Origin of the sequence: Glaciimonas immobilis (assembly GCF_011947285.1) — a bacterium.
Classification (GTDB): Bacteria; Pseudomonadota; Gammaproteobacteria; order Burkholderiales; family Burkholderiaceae_D; genus Glaciimonas; species Glaciimonas immobilis.
Genome location: NZ_JAAOZT010000002.1, coordinates 492,412 through 512,849, shown reverse-complemented (window position 1 = coordinate 512,849; position 20,438 = coordinate 492,412). Strand labels below are relative to the sequence as shown.

At 54.1% G+C, this 20,438-nt stretch carries 36 protein-coding genes; 29 read left to right on the top strand and 7 right to left on the bottom strand.

Translation table 11 applies throughout. The annotated features are described in order from the left end of the window. The first annotated feature begins 5 nt into the window (after positions 1-5). The 26 genes from HAV38_RS04650 to HAV38_RS04530 all read left to right on the top strand — a co-directional run bounded on the left by HAV38_RS04650 (position 6) and on the right by HAV38_RS04530 (position 15,621). Entirely contained in the window at positions 6-359 is a 354-nt protein-coding gene (locus HAV38_RS04650; RefSeq protein ID WP_168052826.1) for a putative holin, read from the top strand. After that, a complete protein-coding gene (locus HAV38_RS04645) occupies positions 352-651 on the top strand; it encodes a phage holin family protein (protein ID WP_168052824.1) in 300 nt (99 codons plus the stop codon). Before HAV38_RS04650 ends, HAV38_RS04645 begins: the two co-directional genes overlap by 8 nt. Then, positions 648-1,103 (top strand): D-Ala-D-Ala carboxypeptidase family metallohydrolase, encoded by a 456-nt coding sequence (locus tag HAV38_RS04640; RefSeq protein ID WP_168052822.1) that lies wholly within the window; start codon positions 648-650, stop codon positions 1,101-1,103. Before HAV38_RS04645 ends, HAV38_RS04640 begins: the two co-directional genes overlap by 4 nt. Further along, complete coding sequence (gene lysB / locus HAV38_RS04635; RefSeq protein WP_168052820.1) at positions 1,100-1,516, top strand: Rz-like lysis system protein LysB; 417 nt, start codon at positions 1,100-1,102, stop codon at positions 1,514-1,516. Before HAV38_RS04640 ends, lysB begins: the two co-directional genes overlap by 4 nt. Continuing rightward, entirely contained in the window at positions 1,404-1,682 is a 279-nt protein-coding gene (gene lysC, locus HAV38_RS21820) for an Rz1-like lysis system protein LysC (protein WP_245182189.1), read from the top strand. Before lysB ends, lysC begins: the two co-directional genes overlap by 113 nt. Beyond that, positions 1,615-2,103, top strand: a complete 489-nt coding sequence (locus HAV38_RS04630; RefSeq protein ID WP_168052818.1) for a phage tail protein — start codon at positions 1,615-1,617, stop codon at positions 2,101-2,103. Before lysC ends, HAV38_RS04630 begins: the two co-directional genes overlap by 68 nt. After that, positions 2,100-2,564, top strand: coding sequence for a phage virion morphogenesis protein (locus tag HAV38_RS04625; protein WP_168052816.1), 465 nt, complete (start codon positions 2,100-2,102; stop codon positions 2,562-2,564). Before HAV38_RS04630 ends, HAV38_RS04625 begins: the two co-directional genes overlap by 4 nt. A 90-nt stretch (positions 2,565-2,654) precedes the next feature. Further along, positions 2,655-2,909: a type II toxin-antitoxin system HicA family toxin gene (locus HAV38_RS04620; protein ID WP_168052814.1), complete on the top strand. Its 255-nt coding sequence runs from the start codon at positions 2,655-2,657 to the stop codon at positions 2,907-2,909. Further along, positions 2,906-3,241, top strand: coding sequence for a type II toxin-antitoxin system HicB family antitoxin (locus HAV38_RS04615; RefSeq protein WP_168052812.1), 336 nt, complete (start codon positions 2,906-2,908; stop codon positions 3,239-3,241). Before HAV38_RS04620 ends, HAV38_RS04615 begins: the two co-directional genes overlap by 4 nt. A gap of 120 nt (positions 3,242-3,361) precedes the next feature. After that, positions 3,362-3,694: a BrnA antitoxin family protein gene (locus tag HAV38_RS04610; protein WP_168052810.1), complete on the top strand. Its 333-nt coding sequence runs from the start codon at positions 3,362-3,364 to the stop codon at positions 3,692-3,694. A gap of 39 nt (positions 3,695-3,733) precedes the next feature. Further along, complete coding sequence (locus HAV38_RS04605) at positions 3,734-3,958, top strand: hypothetical protein (RefSeq protein ID WP_209216606.1); 225 nt, start codon at positions 3,734-3,736, stop codon at positions 3,956-3,958. Between the two features lie 149 nt (positions 3,959-4,107). After that, the gene (locus HAV38_RS04600) at positions 4,108-4,764 is read left to right on the top strand and encodes a phage baseplate assembly protein V (RefSeq protein ID WP_168052808.1); all 657 of its coding nucleotides are present in this window, start codon (positions 4,108-4,110) and stop codon (positions 4,762-4,764) included. Then, the gene (locus tag HAV38_RS04595; protein WP_168052805.1) at positions 4,761-5,102 is read left to right on the top strand and encodes a GPW/gp25 family protein; all 342 of its coding nucleotides are present in this window, start codon (positions 4,761-4,763) and stop codon (positions 5,100-5,102) included. The genes HAV38_RS04600 and HAV38_RS04595 overlap by 4 nt, the downstream gene beginning before the upstream one ends. After that, positions 5,099-5,986 (top strand): baseplate assembly protein, encoded by an 888-nt coding sequence (locus HAV38_RS04590; RefSeq protein ID WP_168052803.1) that lies wholly within the window; start codon positions 5,099-5,101, stop codon positions 5,984-5,986. The genes HAV38_RS04595 and HAV38_RS04590 overlap by 4 nt, the downstream gene beginning before the upstream one ends. Further along, the gene (locus HAV38_RS04585; RefSeq protein ID WP_168052801.1) at positions 5,979-6,533 is read left to right on the top strand and encodes a phage tail protein I; all 555 of its coding nucleotides are present in this window, start codon (positions 5,979-5,981) and stop codon (positions 6,531-6,533) included. Before HAV38_RS04590 ends, HAV38_RS04585 begins: the two co-directional genes overlap by 8 nt. A 5-nt stretch (positions 6,534-6,538) precedes the next feature. Beyond that, positions 6,539-8,059, top strand: a complete 1,521-nt coding sequence (locus HAV38_RS04580; protein ID WP_168052799.1) for a hypothetical protein — start codon at positions 6,539-6,541, stop codon at positions 8,057-8,059. A 5-nt stretch (positions 8,060-8,064) separates the two neighbouring features. Then, positions 8,065-8,529, top strand: a complete 465-nt coding sequence (locus HAV38_RS04575) for an XkdW family protein (protein WP_168052797.1) — start codon at positions 8,065-8,067, stop codon at positions 8,527-8,529. Positions 8,530-8,578: 49 nt separating this feature from the next. Next, positions 8,579-9,037 (top strand): tail fiber assembly protein, encoded by a 459-nt coding sequence (locus HAV38_RS04570; protein WP_168052795.1) that lies wholly within the window; start codon positions 8,579-8,581, stop codon positions 9,035-9,037. A gap of 27 nt (positions 9,038-9,064) precedes the next feature. Beyond that, positions 9,065-10,237 (top strand): phage tail sheath protein, encoded by a 1,173-nt coding sequence (locus HAV38_RS04565; RefSeq protein WP_168052793.1) that lies wholly within the window; start codon positions 9,065-9,067, stop codon positions 10,235-10,237. Between the two features lie 24 nt (positions 10,238-10,261). Next, complete coding sequence (locus HAV38_RS04560) at positions 10,262-10,771, top strand: phage major tail tube protein (protein ID WP_168052791.1); 510 nt, start codon at positions 10,262-10,264, stop codon at positions 10,769-10,771. Positions 10,772-10,807: 36 nt separating this feature from the next. Continuing rightward, positions 10,808-11,125 (top strand): phage tail assembly protein, encoded by a 318-nt coding sequence (locus tag HAV38_RS04555; protein WP_168052789.1) that lies wholly within the window; start codon positions 10,808-10,810, stop codon positions 11,123-11,125. 8 nt (positions 11,126-11,133) lie between these two features. Then, entirely contained in the window at positions 11,134-11,247 is a 114-nt protein-coding gene (locus tag HAV38_RS04550) for a GpE family phage tail protein (RefSeq protein WP_168052787.1), read from the top strand. 12 nt (positions 11,248-11,259) lie between these two features. Continuing rightward, complete coding sequence (locus tag HAV38_RS04545; RefSeq protein WP_168052785.1) at positions 11,260-11,505, top strand: hypothetical protein; 246 nt, start codon at positions 11,260-11,262, stop codon at positions 11,503-11,505. Positions 11,506-11,711: 206 nt separating this feature from the next. Continuing rightward, a complete protein-coding gene (locus HAV38_RS04540) occupies positions 11,712-13,868 on the top strand; it encodes a phage tail tape measure protein (protein ID WP_168052783.1) in 2,157 nt (718 codons plus the stop codon). A 20-nt stretch (positions 13,869-13,888) separates the two neighbouring features. After that, positions 13,889-14,398 carry a phage tail protein gene (locus tag HAV38_RS04535; RefSeq protein ID WP_168052781.1) on the top strand — a complete coding sequence of 170 codons (510 nt, stop codon included), beginning with the start codon at positions 13,889-13,891 and terminating at the stop codon, positions 14,396-14,398. Then, complete coding sequence (locus tag HAV38_RS04530; RefSeq protein ID WP_168052779.1) at positions 14,395-15,621, top strand: contractile injection system protein, VgrG/Pvc8 family; 1,227 nt, start codon at positions 14,395-14,397, stop codon at positions 15,619-15,621. The genes HAV38_RS04535 and HAV38_RS04530 overlap by 4 nt, the downstream gene beginning before the upstream one ends. Positions 15,622-15,689: 68 nt before the next feature. Here the strand turns inward: HAV38_RS04530 and HAV38_RS04525 are convergent, their stop codons facing one another. Further along, on the bottom strand, positions 15,690-15,962 hold the full coding sequence (locus HAV38_RS04525) for a type II toxin-antitoxin system RelE/ParE family toxin (RefSeq protein WP_168052777.1): 273 nt from the start codon (positions 15,960-15,962) through the stop codon (positions 15,690-15,692). Further along, complete coding sequence (locus HAV38_RS04520; RefSeq protein ID WP_168052775.1) at positions 15,962-16,204, bottom strand: addiction module antitoxin; 243 nt, start codon at positions 16,202-16,204, stop codon at positions 15,962-15,964. The genes HAV38_RS04525 and HAV38_RS04520 overlap by 1 nt, the downstream gene beginning before the upstream one ends. A gap of 179 nt (positions 16,205-16,383) precedes the next feature. Here HAV38_RS04520 and HAV38_RS04515 point away from each other — a divergent pair, with 179 nt between their 5' ends. From HAV38_RS04515 to HAV38_RS04505, 3 genes are all read left to right on the top strand, one after another. Further along, a complete protein-coding gene (locus HAV38_RS04515) occupies positions 16,384-16,665 on the top strand; it encodes a BrnT family toxin (protein ID WP_168052773.1) in 282 nt (93 codons plus the stop codon). Beyond that, positions 16,637-16,921 carry a BrnA antitoxin family protein gene (locus HAV38_RS04510; RefSeq protein WP_168052771.1) on the top strand — a complete coding sequence of 95 codons (285 nt, stop codon included), beginning with the start codon at positions 16,637-16,639 and terminating at the stop codon, positions 16,919-16,921. The genes HAV38_RS04515 and HAV38_RS04510 overlap by 29 nt, the downstream gene beginning before the upstream one ends. 88 nt (positions 16,922-17,009) lie before the next feature. After that, positions 17,010-17,186: a hypothetical protein gene (locus HAV38_RS04505; protein WP_168052769.1), complete on the top strand. Its 177-nt coding sequence runs from the start codon at positions 17,010-17,012 to the stop codon at positions 17,184-17,186. On the opposite strand, the gene HAV38_RS04500 is transcribed toward HAV38_RS04505, so the two are convergent. The 5 genes from HAV38_RS04500 to HAV38_RS04480 all read right to left on the bottom strand — a co-directional run bounded on the left by HAV38_RS04500 (position 17,170) and on the right by HAV38_RS04480 (position 20,312). Next, positions 17,170-17,679 (bottom strand): hypothetical protein, encoded by a 510-nt coding sequence (locus HAV38_RS04500; RefSeq protein WP_168052767.1) that lies wholly within the window; start codon positions 17,677-17,679, stop codon positions 17,170-17,172. The genes HAV38_RS04505 and HAV38_RS04500 overlap by 17 nt on opposite strands. Positions 17,680-17,939: 260 nt before the next feature. After that, entirely contained in the window at positions 17,940-18,260 is a 321-nt protein-coding gene (locus tag HAV38_RS04495; protein WP_168052765.1) for a hypothetical protein, read from the bottom strand. Positions 18,261-18,283: 23 nt separating this feature from the next. Next, entirely contained in the window at positions 18,284-19,333 is a 1,050-nt protein-coding gene (locus tag HAV38_RS04490) for a BRCT domain-containing protein (protein ID WP_168052763.1), read from the bottom strand. Positions 19,334-19,444: 111 nt separating this feature from the next. Beyond that, positions 19,445-19,591 carry a hypothetical protein gene (locus HAV38_RS04485; protein ID WP_168052761.1) on the bottom strand — a complete coding sequence of 49 codons (147 nt, stop codon included), beginning with the start codon at positions 19,589-19,591 and terminating at the stop codon, positions 19,445-19,447. 154 nt (positions 19,592-19,745) lie between these two features. Further along, complete coding sequence (locus tag HAV38_RS04480; protein WP_245182188.1) at positions 19,746-20,312, bottom strand: OB-fold protein; 567 nt, start codon at positions 20,310-20,312, stop codon at positions 19,746-19,748. Positions 20,313-20,438: the final 126 nt, after the last annotated feature.

Sequence of the window (20,438 nt, the reverse complement as noted above, 5' to 3'; positions counted from 1 at the left end):
ACGTCATGGCCGAACCCAGCACCTCTTTTGTCCTGACCGCCGCCGCAGGCATCGGCCTGTCCTCCCTCTATCCCGGCATTGACGGCAATGCCCTCATCGGTGCCTTCGCCGGAGCCGCATTGGTCGCGATTTCCAGCAAAAACCTGCCGCTCTTCAAACGGCTGGCCTACCTCGTCATCTCGCTGGCCATCGGTTACCTCGCCGCGCCCGAAGTCATCCAGCACACGCCGCTCAAACAATCCGGCGTCGCCGCCTTCTTCGCTTCCGCGGGTGTCATTGCCCTGACCCTGCACGGCATCGACCTGATTAAAACCATCGCACTACCCGACTGGCTACGCAAAGGAGACCGCCATGATTAATGCAGCAGACGCCATTAGCGTCACCACCACGCTACTAACCACCATCGAAATGCTGAGCTACGCCGCCACCTGCATGCAACTGCTGTGCTATCAACGCGGCCTTGCCAACTACCGCATTCACATCTCATTCATTGCATGGATGCTCATCGTCTTCACCGGCACCTGTGCGCTCGAAATAATGCTTGGCAACAGGCAAACGTCGTTCGGCCACGCCGGAATCGCCTTCACCTGGTGCGTCCTGGTCTATCGCGCACAGGGCAATGTCGCCCATATCCTTCGAGGTAATCTATGACCGCATTCACCGAACACTTCACACTCGAAGAGTTTGTCCGCAGCAACAGCGCCCACATTCTCGGCATCAACAACACGCCCACGCCCGCCATCATCGTCAACCTGCGCCGCCTTGCCCGCTTTAATGAAATGGTGCGATTAGAACTGGGCGGCGCGGCAATCACCATCTCCAGCGGGTATCGCTGTCCCGCACTTAATCGGGCGGTAGGCGGTGCTAGTAAAAGCGCGCATCTCGACGGCCTCGCTAACGACTTCATCGCTCCCGCATTTGGCACACCGTTTGCCATCTGCCAGAAGATCGAAAAATCGTACCTGCATTTCGATCAGCTGATCTATGAACGCGCCGGAGCCACCGTCTGGGTCCATCTCGGCATCGCTGCAGAAGGCAAAAAACCGCGACGCCAAGTCTTGACGGTGGATGGCAAGGGAACACGAATCGGACTCTGGCAATGATCAGTAAATGGATTTCTATACTATTGATCGTCGGCGGTTTAGCCACGATGCTGTACGTCCAGCGCGGCAGCCTGAGCGCAGCAAAAGGCCGTGCCGACCGTGCCGAAAAAAACGTCAGCGAGCGCGACGCCATCATCGATACCCTCAACGCCATCAACGCCCGTCACCGCGCCGCCACCGTCAAACTGCAAGCGGATCACGCAGGCATCGCCGCCACGTTATCGGCCCGAGAAACCCTGATCAAAAAGCTCCAACATGAAAATGCCACGATCCGCCATTGGGCCGAGTCTCCTTTGCCTGATGCTATTGCCCGGTTGCGCCAGCGTCCCGCCGTCACTGGCGCGACCGCTTATCGTCAACGCCTGTCCGCCGGTCATCCGTTGCCAGCTCCCAGCCAGCGCGCCGACGACTAACGGTGCGCTGAACCTAACACTGGAACGCACCGAAGCCGCGTGGGCCACCTGCGCGGCGCAAGTAGACATGATCGTCGATTGCCAACAAGAGATTACTAATGCAAAAACCAGACAGCCTGAAAGCCCATCTCATCGCGTCCGATCCGGACCTGCGCCAGAATCCTGAGAAGCTATTAATCTTCGCCGATGAAGGCAATATTGTCGCCGCCGGTACCGGGTCGCTATCGTTTGAATACCGCTTCAAACTCAATATCATCATCACCGACTACAGCGGCGGTGCGGATGCGATCATGGTGCCGCTGTTGGCTTGGATCGCCGTCTATCAAAACGAACTGTTATCGAACCCCGACCAGCGCAAGACCGGGATTGGTTTCGAGATGGATTACAACAATCACGCATCGCGCGATATATCGATCAAGCTGGAGTTGACCGAACGTGTCATCGTCAAGCGCGGCGACGCCGGACGGCTGGAGGTGCGTCATCTGGCCGAACCGGTACCGACACCCGATTATCAGGACAATTTCTGGCGACTATATGAAAGTTATACGTTGCTGGCCGAATGGCATACGCCGACCGATCAACCATGAGCGGCGATCTCTGCGCCATCGAAGCATGGGCCGGAGCGCTGCTGGCCAAGCTGGAACCCGCTCAACGCCGCGCCATTAATCGCCAGGTCGCGCAAGACCTGCGCCGCAGTCAGGCCCAGCGCATTGCCAGCCAGCAAACGCCGGATGGAGAAGCGTACACGGCGCGTAAAAACCGCAAGAACCTGCGCGGCAAAAGCGGTCGCATCAAACGCCAGAAGGCGGCGATGTTTGACAGGTTACGTAAATCGAAGAGCCTCAAAACAACGCAGGATGCGCATCAGCTATCCGTTGGGTTCTTTGGGCGCGTGGCACGCGTCGCACGCGTGCATCAGGAAGGATTGACGGACCGGGTCGCAAAAAAAGGGCCGGAAGTTCGCTATCCGGCCCGTCCGTTACTGGGCTTTAGTGTTGAAGATCAGGTGGTGATTCGGGACTCGTTGCTAAAACATTTGACACTGTAGCGTTCTTTTAGCCCGGCAAACTTCAAACAACAATGCATAAAGGCGACTCACTAATTTTAAATGATATCATTTTGTGCTATCATTTATCGCATGAAAGCAAAACACCGAAAAACGTTACAAGCCGTGTTCACCAAACCAACTTTGCCCGGTATCATTTTTTCAGATATGGAATCATTAGTGATTGCTGTTGGTGGTCTGATACGCGAAAGCGAAGGTTCTCGCGTGGTATTTGAATTAAATGGAAAACGGCTCTACCCGCATCGCCCCCATCCCGGTAAAGAGGCCAAACGTTATCAAGTTGAAGAACTCCGTGAATTGCTTACTTCACAAGGAATTACACCATGAACAACACTATGATTTACAACGGCTACACTGCCCGCGTCGAGTTTGATCCTCGCGACAATATTTTTGTGGGACGTGTGCTTGGCATCACTGACAGCATCAGCTTTCACGGTGAAACGGTGGCTGATTTGACTGAAGATTTTCATCAGGCCGTCGAGCATTATTTGGCCGACTGTAAAGTTACCGGTCGGGCAGCTGAGAAACCGGCATCTGGTAAGCTTATGCTGCGGGTACCGCCGGAAGTCCACGCCGCTGCTGCCATCGCCGCACAGGCCTCCGGTAAAAGCTTGAACCAGTGGGCCAGCGAGGCATTAGCACAGGCTGCTCACGCATAAAAGCATAAGACTAACGCTTTGTAGCCGGAAGGCTGCGGCAGATAATGGTTTATTGTCATCGTGCCGACACTGTACGCGTCATCAGTCTGCGCAAGGCCAACCCAAGAGAGGTGAAAAATTATGCCGAAACTTAAATCAGGGACCATTATTCCCACCCCCGAGGAAACCGTCCTCATCAATGCCGGGATTGCCGCTGATCCGGATAATCCAGAACTTACAAGAGAATGGTTCGCCAACGCGAAACCCGCTAGCGAAGTATTGCCGCCGGAAATCTACACGGCATTAGTTACTAAGCGCCGCGGCCGTCCGAAAGCCGAGGAAACGAAGGTATTTACGGCCATTCGTCTGGATGCCGATCTGCTGGATGCTTTCAAAGCGACCGGTAAAGGCTGGCAGACGCGCGTCAACGCGGCCCTGCGCCAGTTTATTACCGAACATCCACTTCACCGGTAATCAAGGCATAGGTATGCTTACTTCGCCAGGAATTACACCATGAACAACACCATGATTTACAAGGGCTATACTGCCCGCGTCGAATTCGATTCTCGCGATAATAGTTTGGTCGGGCGTGTGCTCGGTATCACCGAAAGTATCAGCTTTCACGGAGAAACGGTTGCGGATTTGACTGAAGATTTTCATCAGGCAGTCGAGCACTATTTGGCTGATCGCAAAGTTACTGGTCTTGCATCGCCGAACAGGCTACCAGTAAAAGCTTGAGCCAATGGGCCAACAAAGCGTTAGCATAAGCTGCGCGCACCAATCGACGTTAGTCCTAAAAGCCCCTTCCTAGAGCGCGCGCGCTGGTAGAGTTGATAACCACGATATCAACCCGCTGCCGGATGCATTTCCATCAGCAACCCGGCACCATGCATCGCATGACTGCCGACATCTCCGAATTACTCCGCTTACTTCACAACCTGATTCGTCTGGGCACGATTGCCGAGATTGATCATGACGCCCAACGCGTACGCGTTAAAGTCGGCAACAATCTGACCAACTGGCGACCGTGGGTGACGATCCGCGCTGGCGACGCGCAGACGTGGTGGCCACCGACAATCGGTGAACAAGTCATTCTGCTCTCGCCTGAAGGCGACTTCGATCATGGCGTGATTTTGCCCGCGGTGTATTCGGATCAGTTTGCGCCCCCATCGACCGATCCGGCGCATCACACCACCCGTTACGCCGATGGGGCCATCGTCCAATACGACAGTGCAGCACATGCACTGAGCGCGACGTTACCGGACGGCACCAGTATTACCGTGGTGCCGGGTCAGATCACGCTGGATGCTGCCGAGTCGCTGTGTACCGGCAACCTGACCGTGCAAAAGAATCTGATCGTTAGCGCGATGAGTTCTCTGAACGGCGGCATGGCCGTGACCGCCGGTGCGTCCGGAGGCCCCGCTGCCCGGATCGAAGGCAAGCTCGAAGCGACCGACGATATTGTCGCCAACGGCATCAGCTTGACAGGCCATAAGCATGGGGGCGTCAAACAAGGTAATGACGCTTCCGGTGGCCCGCAATGACCGGCATGCACCGTAGCACTGGGCGGGCGTTATCGGGCCTCGCACATATCCGGCAATCGCTGGCCGATATCCTGACCACGCCGATCGGATCGCGTGTGATGCGCCGCGGCTATGGTTCCGAAGTGCCGGAGCTGATCGATCAGCCGCTAAACGGCGCGACCACGTTACGCATTTATGCGGCCACCGCGCATGCGGTGCGCCTGCACGAACCGCGCCTGCAATTGCACGGCCTGCAACTGCATCGCGATAAGGATGGGCGCGCCACGTTATTACTGGACGGCGTGGCCGATGAACAGAATATCCGGCTGGCGGTGCCGGTGCATCAGGGTCCGGTATGAGTACGTCCGCGATTGACCTGTCCCGCTTGCCGGTACCGAACATTGTTGAGGCGCTGGATTTTGAGACGATTCTGACAGAACAACTGGCGGACCTGACCGCCCGTGATCCGGTGTTCCATGGATTACTGGAATCCGACCCGGCGATGAAGATTTTACAGGTCACCGCCTACCGCGAATTACTGATGCGCCAACGCGTCAATGACAGCGCGCGCGGGCTGATGCTGGCGTATGCAATGGCCAGCGATCTCGATCATCTGGGCGCATTGATGGACGTCCCGCGTCTGACCGTCACCCCGGCCGATCCGGACAAAGGCACGCCCGCGGTCATGGAAACCGACGCCGACCTGCGCAAGCGTATCCAGTTAGCGCCGCACGGCTTCTCGGTGGCCGGTCCGGAGGGCGCGTATATCTTTCATGCGCTGGGAGCCGATAGCCGTGTGTTGGATGCGTCGGCGACCAGTCCGACGCCGGGGACCGTCATCGTGACGATCCTGTCACGGGACGGCGACGGCACCGCGTCAGCAGACCTGCTGGCCATCGTTGCAGCGCGCCTTGCAGCCGATGACGTGCGCCCGCTGACCGATTATGTCCTGGTCGAATCGGCAGAAATCGTCCGCTATCAGGTCCGCGCAAAATTATTCACTTTCCCCGGTCCCGACGCCGCGGTGGTAGTTGCCGAAGCACAACGCCGCATGGCGCAGTATGTGGTCGAAGCGCACCGCCTCGGACGCGGTCCGACACTGTCCGGCCTGTATGCCGCGTTGCACGTCGATGGGGTCGAACGGGTGGCGTTAAGCGTGCCGGATGCCGACCTGAACATCACCCGCCGTCAAGCCCCGTTCTGCGACGACATCCTGGTCGAATATGGCGGCGTCCATGAATAAGCGCCGCTCGCTATTGCCACCCAACACCACCCCGCAGGAACGGGCTTTGGAAGCGGCCACCGCCCGCATCTCCGACGTGCCGGTACCGCTCGGTCACCTGTACCGCCCGACGACGTGCCCGATCAATTTATTACCGTGGCTGGCGTGGCAATTGTCAGTCGACAGCTGGAAACCGTATTGGAGCGAAGAAGTCCGCCGCGCCCGGGTACGCAGCGCGATGGCAATCCATCGCCAGAAAGGCACCGCCAAATCGGTCAAGGCCGTCGTGGCCGCGTTTGGCGGCGCGATATTGCTTAACGAGTGGTGGCAGAAGACCCCGATGGGCGCACCGCATACGTTCGATTTATTGATGACGTTAAGCGGCACCGGCGGCGAGACAGCGACCGCGGCGTTTGTCGATGACGTGATCGCCGAAGTCAACCGCACCAAGCCGGTCCGCAGCCATTTTACGTTTACGCAAGGCATCCATACCCATGCCGAAATTGCCGTCGTCAGCGCCTTCCGGCCTGCGCTGTATGCCCGACTCAACCTTACCGAAGGGAATTAACAGCGATGTCCGGATTACCATTCATCACGACCAAAGTCGGTCGCGCAGCGCTGATCAACGCGGCCCACAACGGCACCGCACCGCTGACCGTCACGCACGTCGGCCTGACCGCTGCAGTGTTCACGCCCGACGACGACAGCACCGATCTGCCTGGTGAATTCAAGCGCCTCGACACGATCTCCGGCGAGGTGGTCGCCGCCGGCACCATCCACGTGACGATCCGTGACGACAGCGCCGATGTGTATCACGTGCGCGGGATCGGCTATTGGTTGAGTAATGGCGTGTTGCTGGGCGTCTACAGTCAGCCGGAACCGATCCTGCAAAAGTCCGCCCAGTCGATGCTGCTGTTGTCCGCCGATACGGTGTTTACCACGTTGGATGTGACGGCGCTGACGTTTGGCAACGCCAACTTTACCAATCCACCGGCAACCATCCAACGACAAGGAGTCGTTGCACTGGCGAGCGCTGACGACACCGTGACCGGCACCGACGCCACCCGTGCCGTGACGCCTGCGGGGTTAACGCCTGCGCTGACGCAAGCCGTGGACCTTCATAAAGAAGAAGTCGATCCGCATGCCGGTTACCTGACGCAGGAACGTGGCAATAAACTATATTTCCACAAGCTGGAAGCCGTGACCAACAGCGACACCGATTGCGACCTGCTGATTGCCAGCGGCGTGCGCGATGTGTCGGTGACCAACGACCGCGGGATTCTCGCGCATACCCACTTGCCAACGGATGGCGACGGCTACGGCTCGCTCACCACCTTTAACGGCGGTCAGTTCATCCATCAGTGCTATAGCAATGGCGGCACCGTCCAGCGCAGCTGGTCACGCACCGGTTACACCGGCGACAGTCCAACATTTAATGATCGCCCATGGAAGCTGGCATGGGATGGGATCACCTTCAATCCGGACGACAAACAGGATGCACTCGGTTTTACCCCGGTCCAGCAAGGCACCGGCGTCGATCAATTGCTCAATACCGTCAAGATCGGCTGGAATAACAAAGTCCTGAAAGCCACGGTGGACAAAACCGATTTGGGCAGTTTTGTCTTTTTGACGACGCTCAATGCGGCGCTGTCCGGCAAGATCAGCGGTAACCACAACATCCGCCTGCAATGGCAAGGCCGGGACGGTCAACCGACGTGGGTATATGGGGGCTATGCAGATCCGAATGATGGCGCGCTATATAATCCCGCTAACTTTAGCGTCCATTACGCCAGCAACGCCGGCAACGCCAATACGCTCAGCGGCATCAGAGCGCGCTACGTTGAAAATCCCGGGATCAAGCCCTATTACCTCTGGGGTATGGCCGCAGGATCACCTGCAGAAATGACGCTATTCCACCTTTCTCAAATTCCTGCAGTCCACTCGAGTGGCTTACATGAATTCGGCAGTATCGACCCCGGCAGAACCGGTGGTACCGCTGACTTGCCCAGTCCCTTCGTTCTGGTCGGATTACGCTCCAACGTCTCTGGCAATTTTCGGGTACATCTGCGCGGCGTCACAATGGGATTGGGCTAGACCACATGATGAAGAGCACCCAATGGCTGACACACGACCAACTCGCCTTTTGCGTATTAAAGATTTATCCGGAATTGATATGTGGCAAAGATTTCTGGACTTCTCACCCTATTGAGCGTAATCAACTTGCGCAAACCGGTCCGGCCATCATCGCCATCTGGGATACCGAGGTCACGCAGCCGACCATCAAGCAAATAAGAAGAATCTGGGCGCGTCATTTTGAAGAGTGTTTATTGGGCGAGGCAGAGTTGAACGCCGCGCAGACAAAGTTAACACTACTCGCCATCGCGAATCAACACGTCAATGACTATCAGGATCTGATCGACATTGAAGAAGCCACCGATAGCGATCTCAAAAGGCAAAAAGAATGGAAGAAATTCCGGGCCAATCTTAACCGGGTCAATCAGCAAAACGGCTGGCCGCTGCAACCTGAATGGCCGCAGCAGCCGGACGACCACACAGCCCGTTAAGCGCTATCCCGCATGTTTTGCATGCACCCACTTCACCACAGGATCCATCATGACCACAACCACGCTGCCACCAGTATCAGAAAATCCCTATGCCTATACCGATGTGCGCCAGCCGGTGCGCATGCCAAATGGAATTCAATGCGACGTCAAATTTGCAAACGCCGAGAACTACGTTTCATTTTTAGCCACGCCGAAGGATTTCTATGAACATGGTCGTCAGATTTATGCCGAGTGTGACGCCGGCAAATGGGGTCTCGTAGTGGACTACGTACCGACTGACGAAGAATTGTCCCGGTCCGCGTATAAGCGTATCTATTACGAGCTGAGCCTTGCCACGAACGACGTGAATAAATATCAGGACCGCATTGATCTAAATGACGCCACCGACACCGACAGGAGACTGGCCATTGCGTGGAAAACCTACCGCGCCGCGCTCAATCGCATTCCAGAAAAGCCGGATTTCCCGAACGATATTTGCTGGCCCGCCGCACCCAACGCCACTATCTGAACGCACCACAAACCTACAGGAGTCTTTATGGCAGCTGACTATCACCACGGTGTACGCGTCCTTGAAATCAACGACGGCACCCGTCCCATCCGCACCATCAGCACCGCCGTCATTGGCCTCATCGCCACCGCCGACGATGCCGATCCGGTCACATTTCCGCTCGACACGCCGGTGTTACTGACCAACGTGATTGCCGCGCTCGGAAAGGCCGGTGTAAAAGGAACTTTACGCCGCACGTTAGAGGCCATCGGCCTGCAAACCAAACCGTTTACGATAGTCGTCCGTGTGGCCGAAGGCGACGATGCGGACGCCACCACCAGCAACGTCATCGGCACCGTCACTGCCAGCGGCAAGTACACCGGCATCAAGGCGTTACTGGCCGCGCAAAGCAAACTCGGTATCAAGCCGCGCATTCTCGGTGCGCCGGGACTAGACACCAAGCCGGTCGCCAATGCGCTCGCCAGTGTCGCCCAGCAACTGCGTGCTTTTGCATACGTCGCCGCACACGGGTGCCAGACCAAAGAAGACGCGGTCGCCTATCGCAAGGATTTCGGGCAACGCGAATTAATGCTGATCTGGCCCGACTTTGTGAACTGGGACACCGCGACCGATGCCGAGGTGAACATCTCCGCGGTCGCCTATGCGCTCGGCTTACGCGCCAAAATCGATGAAGAAATCGGCTGGCATAAAACGTTATCGAACATGCCGGTCAACGGTCCGACCGGCATCAGTAGCGACGTATTCTGGGACTTGCAGGATCCGGCCACCGACGCCGGTTACCTGAACAGCCATGAAGTCACCACGCTGATCAATAACGGCGGCTTTCGTTTCTGGGGGTCGCGCACTTGCGAGGTGCCGGAATTCTTCTTTTTTGAGAATTACACCCGCACCGCGCAGGTGCTGGCCGACACAATAGCCGAGGCGCATTTTACGTATGTCGACAAGCCGCTGCATCCATCCTTAGTCAAGGACTTGATTGAAAGTATCAATGCCAAATTCCGCGACCTGAAAGCGCAGGGTTACATCATCGACGGCACCGCCTGGTACGACGAAGCCTTTAATAGTAAAGACACGTTGAAGGCGGGCAAGCTAGCCATTGATTACGACTACACGCCGGTCCCGCCTTTAGAAAATCTGGTGTTTCAGCAACGGATTACCGACCGCTATCTGGCCGACTTCGCCAGCCGCATTACTGCTTAACCCTATTTCCGATCGGATGTACAAATGGGCTTACCCCGCAAACTCAAAGATTTTAATCTGTTCAACGATGGCGCGTCCTATCTGGGACTGGTGCCTGAAATAACCCTTCCTAAACTGAGCCGCAAGATGGAAGAATACCGCGCCGGTGGCATGAGCGGCCCGGTCATGGTCGACATGGGCAACGAGGCATTGACGCTCGAATGGACCGCGGGCGGGCTGGTCGTCGACGCCTTAAAACAGTACGCTGCCAAATCGCATAATGCAGTCCAGTTACGCTTTGCCGGAGCGTTTCAAAACGACGATACCGGCGGAACCACCGCGGTCGAGATTGTCGTGCGCGGACGGCATAAAGAAATCGATATGGGTTCTGCCAAGGTCGGCGATGACACCGCACATAAATACTCGACCGCACTCAGTTATTACAAATTGACGGTCGACAACGCAGACATTATCGAACTCGACTTCATGAACTGCGTGGAAAAAATCGGCGGCGTCAGCATGAATGACGATCTGCGCAAAGCCATCGGTCTGTAATAAAACATTCTATTCACTCTCTCAAAAGGCACCACCATGACCATCACCAAACCAGATAACGCGACCCACGTCACCATCACTCTCGACGAACCGATCCAGCGCGGCGACACCACAATTACCGAAGTCCAGCTGCGTAAGCCAAAGGCCGGAGAACTGCGCGGCGTCTCCTTGGTCGATGTCGCTAATCTAGACGTCATCGCGCTGCAAAAAGTATTGCCCCGCATCTCGTACCCGATCCTGACCCCGCAAGATATCAACAACCTCGATCTGGCCGACCTGATGGCGCTCGGTGCCGAGGTGGCGTATTTTTTAGCGAAGAAAGCGGATCGGCACATGGTCTCCCCGACCGCGTAGAAAACGCGATGGCCGACATCGCCGTGGTATTCCACTGGGACCCTGCGGCGATGGCCACGTTTGAATTAACCGAGTTAATGGACTGGCGCGAACGCGCACGCTTGCGGTCTGAATCAGAGTAATAAGGAATAATCATGGCGGACCTCAGATTACAAGTCATCATGACCGCGCTGGACAAAATCACCGGTCCGCTTAAAAAAATACAGGCTGCTGCGTCTCCGACGGCCAAGGCCATCAAAGCCACCAGCGACCGCTTGAAAGAACTCGGCAGTCAGCAAAAAAACTTAATGAATTCGTTGCGCTCAAGCGCGGCCTCAAAACTACCTCGGTCGCACTACGCCATGCGCAGCAAAATGCCAAAGCCATCGGCGACCAGTTAGGTACGCTGACTGCACAGGCATCCCCTGCGGCGGCAGCGGTCAAAAAACTCAGTGCAGAATACAAGAAATCGCAAGCCATCGCAGAGAAATTAAAAACCACTTACCGTGCCAATCTGGAGACCAACAAGCAACTCGCCACCGCGCTGGCGCGCACCGGCATCAGCACCAAAAATTTAGGTCAGGCCCAGACGTGGCTCAAGGACAGCGTGTCGTACGCGAACGCCGAACTCTCGTCACAGCAACAAAAACTCGTCAGTATTGCCCGCCAGCAGGAACGCATGGGTGCAGCCCGCCACCGTCTGCACGCTACCCGTGCGACTGCGGGAAGTGTCGCCATGGCAGGCGCAGGCATGGCGGCAGCGGGCGTCGCCAGCGGCATGCCGGTACTCAAAACGGTCAGGGACTTCATGCGCTATGAAGACAGCATGCTCGGCATTGCCAAACAGGTCGACGGCGCGCGTGACGCCAACGGCAAACTGACCGCGACCTATTACGACATGGGGCGGGCGATCCAGAATCTCGCAACGCGGGTACCGATGGCGACCACCGAGCTGATCGACCTGACCGTGGCCGGGGCGCGCATGGGGATACAGGGCAAAGAAAATCTGATCGCATTTGCTACCAATAACGCCAAGATGGCGACCGCGTTCGACATGCCTGCGGACGAAATTGGCGACCAGATGGGAAAGATCGCGGGCATTTTTAAAATCCCAATCCAACACCTCGACAAACTCGGGGACGCGATTAATTACCTCGACGATAACGCGCTGTCCAAAGGCAAAGATATTATTAACGTCCTGCAAGGCGACTTAGCCGGTGCCGCATCGACCATCGGCTTGCCGGTGCGCAATGCCGCGGCGCTTGCCTCCACCTTTCTGACCCTTGGTGAATCACCGGAACGGGCCGATACCGCTGCATCCGGCATGATGCGTCAGTTGCAGATTGCCAAGATGAATCCGGAAAAGTTTCAGATCGGTGCCGGGATGATCGGCATGACGAGCACCGACCTCCAGATGGGCATGATCAAGGACGCACAAGGCACGATATTGCACGTGCTCGACAAGATCAACGCCTTACCGGCAGAATTGACAACGGAAGCCGTCACTCGCCTGTTCGGCAAAGACTGGAGTGGTGCCATCGCCAAGCTGGCCGGTGGTGTCGGGGAATACCGGCGGCAATTAGAACTGGCAAACGGCGAAGCCGCCAAGGGCAGCATGGACCGTGAGTTTGAGGCGCGGCTCGATACCTTGTCGGCCAAGTGGCAACTATTAAAAAATAAAGCGTTCGGGTTCTCCGCCATGGCTGGCAGCACGTTGAAACCGGCGTTGACAGACATCATGGATACTGTCGGACGCGTGATGGAACGCCTTTCGCGCTGGATCGAAGACAACCCTCAACTGGCTGGCACCCTGCTTAAAATTGCCGTTGTACTGGCGATCGTCTTAGTCGTGCTGGGCGCGCTGGCAATCGGCGTTGCCGCCATTCTTGGCCCCTTTGCCCTCATGCGATTTGTGCTTAGCGCCCTGGGTTTAAAAGGCGGCATTGTGATACCAATTTTAAAGGGCCTTGGTCGTGCCTTTAAGGGTATCGGTAAGATCATGTTGACGTTAGGTAAGATTTTGCTCAGAAATCCGATCATCCTGCTGATTCTCGGCATTGCGCTAGCCGCTTACTTAATTTATAAAAACTGGGACCCGATTAAGGCGTGGTTTATCGATCTGTGGAAGACGGTCACCGATATCTTTGATCGCGCATGGGAAGGCATAAAAAGTAGCGCCAGTGCCATCTGGGACTGGCTTAAAGAAAAGGTGGAATCCGTTAGCGACGGCATCGTCGACTTTCTTTCAGGTATGGGGAACAAGTTCATGGACATCGGCGGCGCGATGATGACCGGCTTAACCAATGGCTTTCTGGACGGCATGACAGGCCTCAAAAGTGCCATCGATAACGTCGCTGAAAGAGCCATCGGCTGGTTTAAAGACAAACTCGGCATCCACAGCCCTAGCAAGGTGTTTGCCACGCTGGGTGACTACACGATGCAAGGCTTAGCCGTCGGTCTGCGCCGCAGCAAGGACGCACCCGTGGCCCAGGTCAGCAGTCTCGCCAAGCGCCTGACCCAACTCGGTACCGGCATCGCCATTGGCGCAGCAACGCTGCCCGCGATGGCGTTTGACACGCGCCCACCAATGGCGAGCCGTGGCACCAGCGGCGGCACAGTTGTCCAGGGCGACACGATCCACATCACCATCCAGACCGCCCCCGGCATGGATGGCAACGCGATTGCCCAAGCCGTCGCCAAAGCACTAGACCAGCGCGACCGTGACAAGCGTGCCCGGCAGCGGTCCAGCCTGCATGACTATTAATTTTTTACAGGAACATAACCATGATGATGGCCCTCGGCATGTTCGTCTTCAGTCTTCCCACGCTGGCGTATCAGGAGTTACAACGCCAGACCGAATGGAAACACGTCAGCAACGCCCGCGTCGGTGCGCGTGACGCGTTCCAATACACCGGCAAGGGGGACGACACCATCACGCTGTCGGGCTGGATTGCGCCCGAACTAACCGGATCGTTGTACGCGCTCGATGCATTACGCCTGATGGCCGACACCGGTAAATCATGGATATTGATTCAGGGCACCGGACGGATTTATGGCGCGTACATCATCACCAGCATGACCGAAGGTAAAACGCATCTCGGGTCCGATGGCGATCCGGCCCGTGTGGAATTTGCGATTACGCTGAAATGTACCGATGACGATGTGCACAATGCAATAAACAATTTAGGCAATATCGGCACCCTGCGCGACATGCTCAATCTGGAAGGGTTGAATAACAATGTCAATGCGGTCAATGGCATCGGCGGTATCGTCAGCGGTCTTGGTAATCGATGAACGACCGAATCCCAGACTTTCGTGTCACGCTTGATGACCGTGACTTAACTGCTATCCTCCGCCCGCGCCTGATCAGCCTGACGCTGACCGAGTGCCGTAACGAGTCTGCCGACCAGCTCGACCTCGCATTGGACGACACCGACGGCCTGCTCGCGATCCCGTCCAAAGGTGCAACCATCCATCTGTACATCGGCTGGAAACATCTGGGTCTGGTCGACAAAGGCAGCTTCACGGTAGATGAAGTGGAACACTCCGGCGCACCCGATACCATCACGTTACGCGCCCGCACGGCGAACCTGATCGACACCTTCCGCCAGGTAGAAGAACACAGTTTCCACAACACCACGCTCGGCGCCATCATTGAGATGATCGCGTTCCGGCAGCAACTGACAGCGGGCATCGCCGATGGTTTGCGCGATGTGGCGGTCAAGCACATCGACCAGACCCGCGAGAGCGACGCCGCGTTTCTGCGTCGACTTGGCAAAAAGTACGATGCGGTCGCGACCGTTAAAAACGACACGTTGATCTTCACTCCGGCCAGCCGCAGCCAAACCGTCTCCGGCAAGCAACTACCAACAATTATCATCACGCGCCAAGCAGGCGACGGCCACCGCTATCACAGTGCCGAGCGCGACAGCTACACCGGCGTGCGGGTGTTCTGGCACGATGACAAACACGGATTGCGTCGCAGTGTCGTGGCCGGTGCGCCCGGTAGCGCCAAACGGCTGCGCACGACGTATGCCACTGAAGCCGATGCACGCACCGCCGCGGTCGCGGAATGGGCGCGCATCCAGCGTGGGTTAGCCACGTTTGAATTAACGCTGTCCGTTGGCAATCCTTTGCTGATGCCGCAATCGCCGGTCATCGTGTCTGGCTTTAAAGCCGTTATTGATAGCGTGGAATGGCTGACCGCCAAAGTCACGCATAGCATCGGCGCGGGTGGATTCACGACCGGTATTGAAATGGAAACCAAAACAGAAGAAGCCGAAGTCGAGCGTGAACAGCAGACTGATCCTGATCCGGGTATTACCGGCGTCACTGCGCATTGGCACGACAAAGTCAGCCATCAACGCGGCGAAGAATTGGCGGGAACGCGGGCCAAAACAAAGGCGCTTGACCACCGGTATGCCAGCAAACAGACGGCGTCCCGGGCCGTTAAATTGGCGTGGGCGAATATTGAGGAACGACGGACAATCATTGCCGAAAACGGGGATAAGTTGTAATGCCACCAGAAAACGAATGACCCTTGCTCAATGATATCTAAAATCAAAAGCAAGATCATAACGGCTTATCAATTACTAAAAAGATCCGAGTGGGTACCGGTACGCTCGAAACGCACAACTTCTGCAGTTGCAGTGTAAATCAACACCCAATCCGGCTCGATATGAAGGTCCCGGTTTGGCTTCCAAACGCCTTTGAGGGGATGATCACCTAACTCTCGCGGAAGGGACTCTCCAGCAAGAAGTAAGGCGATTACCTCACGCAGCTTTTGCATATCCTTGCCGCGTTTTTCTGCTAGTTTTACGTCACGTTTAAATTGTCCGGAATAGCTTGGCACCCGCATTAAATTCCCAACTGTTTAAACAAATCGGCTGCGTTAGACGCGCTATAGACATCCTCACCTCTTTCGCTCTTTCGCAGCGTCTCTGCGGTCAGGGCGTTAGGGGTTTCGTTCTCTGCAATATAAAGGCGCATTAAATCTCGGATAATTTGTGCAGCAGGACGATGGCGATCTGCCGCCACTGCCATAAACTGGTCGCGTAACGCAGCCTCCATTTTGATCGACATTTGTACTTCTTTAAGCATATTTATCTCCGAGGGTTAGTGAACTCTCGCCATTATACAAACTACCAATTGAATATTCAATAGATACCTTAAAAATACCGATTGGATATCTTGGTGTTGATTGCAACTTTTTTCACCATGACCAGAATGTGCATACAGAAAACTTGATTCCTCAGCATTTTGTACATACAATATAATTGATGGATATTACATTTGATGTTGATAAGAACGAACGTAACATCCGAGAACGGGACCTGAGCTTCGAACAGGCTGCCGATTTTGATATTTCTACTGCGGATATTACCGTGGATGAGCGTAACAATTATGGTGAAGAGCGCTATATCGCAGTGGGATACCTCGGGCACCGACTCCACGTGCTCTGTTTTACAGAAAGTGACGTCGGAATCCGCGTCATTAGTTTTCGTAAAGCCAACTTAAGAGAAGGAAAGAGATATGAAAAACCGCTTACCCTTAACCGATAAAGAAGGTGAAGTCCGCGAACTAACGACGGATGACTTCGCACGGTTTAAACCGGCCACAGAGGTACTGCCTGATTCGCTGTTGAAAAAACTAGGTGTAAGCAAACGTGGTCCACAGAAGTCGCCAGTCAAAGAACGCATCACCATCCGCCTGTCGCCGGATGTATTAATGCAGTTCCGTGCTACTGGCGACGGCTGGCAAACTCGCATGGACGGCGCTTTGCGTGACTGGCTCAAAGACCATGCGTTAACGCACTAATCTCGATCCGTTGTGCAGTAGGAGACCTCTTAACAAGTTCCTGTTGTATAAATCGACCGCGCCCAGCAATTGAAAGAGAGACTGAAAAATGGTTAAAAAAGTAGACCCCGAATACATTAGTGAAGACAATCCTGAATGGACAGCTGAGGACTTCGCAAAATCCCGGCCAGCCCGGGACGTACTGCCGGAGCTTTTTGGTAAAAAGGCTGCAGCCGAGATGTTGAAATCAAGCCGCAGCGTTTCAAATTTTAAGGTACCAGACTAAACAAGTGATAACGCATCCACCACTTGGTCTGGTGGTCTGTATTAGTCCCTAACGCGGTACATGCACGATTGTGGCATTGATCCAAAATCCCTTGATGCGCAGCTGGTTCCGTCGCCTCAATATCATGTGCTCTGGCCGTCCATTGATTGAGATCGGCTTCGGTAAATTCTGTTTCCCCCCGTATATCAATGCTGCGCTCCAACGCGATCCATTCGCTCGTGCGTTGGGCACTGTCGCGCGCTTTGACGCCAAAAGAAAATATCAACGAACAAGCGCTTGCGCCAGTGATGATGGCAGCGCATATTTTGATGATATCCGGGCTGGCCACATTAGCAAAAGCAATGGTGCCAAATAATAGCGAGGCCGCTTTCACAACATTTTCCCGATTTTCAAAAATACGGCGACGTTCCTGGTAGTACAGCCGATTCATCAGCGTACGTACCTTCAGTTCATGGCGGCGGTTCCAGATATAGGTGAAATGTGCATCAGTCAAGGTGGTTCCTTTTAAGTGCGCGATGGCGGTTTTGGAGGCGGCAATGTAGGTCGTGGCGGGACGTGAAATTTTTCGGTTTCGTCACCATTGTCCGAAAAATTTATTGTCCCCGGAAAGCGTGTACGAAGTGAAGCGCATTTAGTGAATAGGCTTGTAGTGTGCATGCTGCTCCTGATGAAAAAGTGCGCCGCGTTGCTGCGGTATATTGGGGGACTCAATTATTACAAAACCGCCGCCCGCTAACGCCTGTTATACATTTGTCAGACGTCTTTCTTATTTTCCCCCGCCGTTAAATTGAACGTCTGAGTGGCGGTGATATTGCCGGATACCTGCTGACAGACTCTGCCAAAGATGGAGATGACTGGACTTCCGCCGACACATGGCGTGCCGCTAATGGTACCGAGAATATTGGCTTTTTTTCGTAGATCCAAGGTGCGATATCCGTTGATTAGCTCGATTTCATCTACGGTAAGCGCTACCAACTTGGTAGAGGAATATACATTCTGCATTTCTGGAAATATACCTGCGTCGTTACTTCTCTCTTGCTCTGTATCGCGGGGAAAAATTTTTGGTTCTGGCATGCTTGTGTTGACTCCTGTTTTTATTACGTTACTTCTACTGCTTCTTCGAGCCATTCCCGAAAACTTTCTACGTCTGACATAGTTACTATCTCGACACCATATGCTATGGCATCTTTAGTTTTGGACGGACCGGCATTCTTGCCCGCCATCAGATAATCCAAGGTCTTTGAAATCGTTTTTCTTACCGTCCATCCTGCATTCTCGGCGAAGGATTCCATCACCTCGCGTTCGGCTTTTCTGTAGCCGGTGAACATGATATTGACTGGACCGGTTTTATAGACAGTGGGCGCTCGTGCAGCGATGAACCGAGGCGTAATATCGGCGAATAGTTTCCACCATTCTTCAACGGAAAGAATCTCGCCAGTCGACGAGCGCGTGATTGTACCGATGATGCGATCAGTTCGAAATGTCCGGCTGGCGCGGGCTTTAAGGCAATAACCTGCAATGTAGAAATCACCTCGTTCATTACTGTATTTTGAAGTCACATTGACATCACGAAGAGCAATATCTCCATCCGCATTCTCATATAGAAAAACGATCTGATCAGGTAAAGTGGAGGCCACCCTTTGTATCAATTGGGAAGGGATATTCCGAGTTGCCTTGCGTGCGGATCGTTTTTTGATAACGACCGACTCGCTTAACTTTTCTAAATTAATTTTCTGCTCTTGCTGTGCCCCCATGTGCGTCCGTTGACCGACCACAGCCATCTTTTCCAGCACCTTTTTTTTGTGTTCACGACCGTAGAAAACGACAAGTACAAAAAGAAAAAGTATGAATATGATGGTCGACCAATCTACGTGGGCGCCTAATGTGCTTAACACGCCAGCAACCATTGAAAGCCCTCCGCACGCAGCACCGATTAAGTGCCGAAAGATTGGTCTTACACATTTCGAGCCTAAATAATATACAAAGGCAAACCAAACCACGGGGAGCGATAATAATATGGCGGCATCTCTCATTAATCCTTTCGTCTTACTGAAGTTGTGCGAGGCAAATCTAAGCCACGCAAGGCCAATGGTTAAAACAAGACGAAAAAAATACATCACTAACGACGTGATGTATTTGTTTTGCATCTCATACCGATTACAAATGATAACCCGCAATCGAAAATGAAATCGTAAGGTTTTTCCGCGACTTTGATATCAGATAGTTGCTTTTATTTCTTCTAAAAGAATCGATTATTCTTAGACTGGCGGTTTCTTTTTCTTTGTTCCTCCGCTATGAAAAGTTTGCGGCGCTTTGATATCGCCGGTGACTTGTTGTCCAACTTCCCCATGAAGGACTACGTCTGGATTACCCTTCGCCGTTGGCACGGTTAGCGCTGTGCTCATGCCCCTACCATTCCTAAAACACCAGCTTTACCGCGAATAATTTTGACTCCTGTTTTATTAATATATTTCTCTTGCCTGTTCGAGCCATTTCCAAAAATTTCCCACGTCGAAGTTAATATTATGTTGAGTCCAAAATTTTGTAGGCTCGACTATTTTAGATAGGGACACAATCATTTAGTACTGCACTTCCAACTAATAGCCCGCCACCGACACAATGCCAGGTAACTTTCTTCCCCTTTAATAACGATGCAGCTAACGCCTCATGCTCACTGCCAAGGTTCGCCACTGCTGCCATGAATTCGTTCGTCGCTTTGAGGCGAACTACGATGTTATCAAACATGTCTTTATCTATACTTTGAACACTTCCTGAAACACGTAGTTTTTTACCTTTGTATTTTTGATCCGCTGCAACTTCGTTAACCTCGTAATCTTTTGAAAGCTGAATCACGGTTACCGACAAGATAGACGCCACTGGCTGTGGCGCTAGCTCCTTCATTAGGGAGCCATCGTTTGGCGCTATTGCGGCAGTATGTTGCGCGATAGTTTTATCCCCGTCTTTATTTTCTGGAACTTCTATTATGGCGACAATACACAGTGCTAGAACACCACCCGCAAATCCACCCATGTGACGAAAAAATGCTCCCTTCCCCTTGTTTTTCAACAATTTTGCCAAGCCCCACCAAACCAGAATAAAACTTGTCAATGCAATAAATGCGCCCATTCCTACTCCTAGTTATCTATTGCCAATAAATGCCGAATTTCCATGTGTTTGCACTCACGCTAATGGCACTCAATATGGAAGACAAAAAAAATACATCATTCCGTTCGAATGATGTATTCATTTTTA

Bases quoted from the DNA above. Each gene is read 5' to 3' on its own strand.
- HAV38_RS04650 (WP_168052826.1), top strand. From the start codon at position 6: ATGGCCGAACCCAGCACCTCTTTTGTCCTGACCGCCGCCGCAGGCATC.
- HAV38_RS04645 (WP_168052824.1), top strand. From the start codon at position 352: ATGATTAATGCAGCAGACGCCATTAGCGTCACCACCACGCTACTAACC.
- HAV38_RS04640 (WP_168052822.1), top strand. From the start codon at position 648: ATGACCGCATTCACCGAACACTTCACACTCGAAGAGTTTGTCCGCAGC.
- lysB (WP_168052820.1), top strand. From the start codon at position 1,100: ATGATCAGTAAATGGATTTCTATACTATTGATCGTCGGCGGTTTAGCC.
- lysC (WP_245182189.1), top strand. From the start codon at position 1,404: ATGCTATTGCCCGGTTGCGCCAGCGTCCCGCCGTCACTGGCGCGACCG.
- HAV38_RS04630 (WP_168052818.1), top strand. From the start codon at position 1,615: ATGCAAAAACCAGACAGCCTGAAAGCCCATCTCATCGCGTCCGATCCG.
- HAV38_RS04625 (WP_168052816.1), top strand. From the start codon at position 2,100: ATGAGCGGCGATCTCTGCGCCATCGAAGCATGGGCCGGAGCGCTGCTG.
- HAV38_RS04620 (WP_168052814.1), top strand. From the start codon at position 2,655: ATGAAAGCAAAACACCGAAAAACGTTACAAGCCGTGTTCACCAAACCA.
- HAV38_RS04615 (WP_168052812.1), top strand. From the start codon at position 2,906: ATGAACAACACTATGATTTACAACGGCTACACTGCCCGCGTCGAGTTT.
- HAV38_RS04610 (WP_168052810.1), top strand. From the start codon at position 3,362: ATGCCGAAACTTAAATCAGGGACCATTATTCCCACCCCCGAGGAAACC.
- HAV38_RS04605 (WP_209216606.1), top strand. From the start codon at position 3,734: ATGAACAACACCATGATTTACAAGGGCTATACTGCCCGCGTCGAATTC.
- HAV38_RS04600 (WP_168052808.1), top strand. From the start codon at position 4,108: ATGCATCGCATGACTGCCGACATCTCCGAATTACTCCGCTTACTTCAC.
- HAV38_RS04595 (WP_168052805.1), top strand. From the start codon at position 4,761: ATGACCGGCATGCACCGTAGCACTGGGCGGGCGTTATCGGGCCTCGCA.
- HAV38_RS04590 (WP_168052803.1), top strand. From the start codon at position 5,099: ATGAGTACGTCCGCGATTGACCTGTCCCGCTTGCCGGTACCGAACATT.
- HAV38_RS04585 (WP_168052801.1), top strand. From the start codon at position 5,979: ATGAATAAGCGCCGCTCGCTATTGCCACCCAACACCACCCCGCAGGAA.
- HAV38_RS04580 (WP_168052799.1), top strand. From the start codon at position 6,539: ATGTCCGGATTACCATTCATCACGACCAAAGTCGGTCGCGCAGCGCTG.
- HAV38_RS04575 (WP_168052797.1), top strand. From the start codon at position 8,065: ATGATGAAGAGCACCCAATGGCTGACACACGACCAACTCGCCTTTTGC.
- HAV38_RS04570 (WP_168052795.1), top strand. From the start codon at position 8,579: ATGACCACAACCACGCTGCCACCAGTATCAGAAAATCCCTATGCCTAT.
- HAV38_RS04565 (WP_168052793.1), top strand. From the start codon at position 9,065: ATGGCAGCTGACTATCACCACGGTGTACGCGTCCTTGAAATCAACGAC.
- HAV38_RS04560 (WP_168052791.1), top strand. From the start codon at position 10,262: ATGGGCTTACCCCGCAAACTCAAAGATTTTAATCTGTTCAACGATGGC.
- HAV38_RS04555 (WP_168052789.1), top strand. From the start codon at position 10,808: ATGACCATCACCAAACCAGATAACGCGACCCACGTCACCATCACTCTC.
- HAV38_RS04550 (WP_168052787.1), top strand. From the start codon at position 11,134: ATGGCCGACATCGCCGTGGTATTCCACTGGGACCCTGCGGCGATGGCC.
- HAV38_RS04545 (WP_168052785.1), top strand. From the start codon at position 11,260: ATGGCGGACCTCAGATTACAAGTCATCATGACCGCGCTGGACAAAATC.
- HAV38_RS04535 (WP_168052781.1), top strand. From the start codon at position 13,889: ATGATGATGGCCCTCGGCATGTTCGTCTTCAGTCTTCCCACGCTGGCG.
- HAV38_RS04530 (WP_168052779.1), top strand. From the start codon at position 14,395: ATGAACGACCGAATCCCAGACTTTCGTGTCACGCTTGATGACCGTGAC.
- HAV38_RS04525 (WP_168052777.1), bottom strand. From the start codon at position 15,962: ATGCGGGTGCCAAGCTATTCCGGACAATTTAAACGTGACGTAAAACTA.
- HAV38_RS04520 (WP_168052775.1), bottom strand. From the start codon at position 16,204: ATGCTTAAAGAAGTACAAATGTCGATCAAAATGGAGGCTGCGTTACGC.
- HAV38_RS04515 (WP_168052773.1), top strand. From the start codon at position 16,384: ATGGATATTACATTTGATGTTGATAAGAACGAACGTAACATCCGAGAA.
- HAV38_RS04510 (WP_168052771.1), top strand. From the start codon at position 16,637: ATGAAAAACCGCTTACCCTTAACCGATAAAGAAGGTGAAGTCCGCGAA.
- HAV38_RS04505 (WP_168052769.1), top strand. From the start codon at position 17,010: ATGGTTAAAAAAGTAGACCCCGAATACATTAGTGAAGACAATCCTGAA.
- HAV38_RS04495 (WP_168052765.1), bottom strand. From the start codon at position 18,260: ATGCCAGAACCAAAAATTTTTCCCCGCGATACAGAGCAAGAGAGAAGT.
- HAV38_RS04490 (WP_168052763.1), bottom strand. From the start codon at position 19,333: ATGCAAAACAAATACATCACGTCGTTAGTGATGTATTTTTTTCGTCTT.
- HAV38_RS04485 (WP_168052761.1), bottom strand. From the start codon at position 19,591: ATGAGCACAGCGCTAACCGTGCCAACGGCGAAGGGTAATCCAGACGTA.
- HAV38_RS04480 (WP_245182188.1), bottom strand. From the start codon at position 20,312: ATGGGCGCATTTATTGCATTGACAAGTTTTATTCTGGTTTGGTGGGGC.